Here is a 411-nt window from a genome sequence, read left to right as displayed (position 1 = left end):
GGTGACATCAACAACATCACTGAAGATGCAGTACCGAACACAGTCACCGGCAATGTGATCACGAACGACACGGTCGGTGCGGACAGCAACGCCACCCCAGTCACAGCGGGCACCTTCACGAACGCCAGTGGCTACGGTACCTTGGTCTTGAACAGCAATGGTACCTACACGTACACGCTCAACAACAGCAATGCGGCCGTCAATGGCTTAGGCGCCGGCCAAAGCTTGACCGATAGCTTTACGTACACCTTAACCGATGGTGACGGCAGCACGACAACGGCAAGCTTGGTCATTACGATCAATGGTAATACCGATGGTGGTCCAACGGTCACGATCCCGGACAGCAATGCAGGTTCTGCAGGCGACATGACGGTAGCAGAAACGGCAAGCGCGACAGCGAACAGCTTCACG

Annotated in this window: 1 protein-coding gene; it reads left to right on the top strand. The window is 55.7% G+C overall.

All coding sequences use genetic code 11. The features are described 5' to 3' along the window. Positions 1–411, top strand: a 411-nt coding sequence (locus H8K36_RS18940) for a VCBS domain-containing protein (RefSeq protein ID WP_186918081.1), incomplete at both ends; no start/stop codon positions are given.

The sequence above is a fragment of the Affinundibacterium nitidum genome (assembly GCF_014284155.1).
GTDB classification, from domain to species: domain Bacteria; phylum Pseudomonadota; class Gammaproteobacteria; order Burkholderiales; family Burkholderiaceae_D; genus Undibacterium; species Undibacterium nitidum.
Note: the sequence above shows the minus strand (reverse complement) of the source record. Positions and strands in the feature narration are given on the sequence as shown.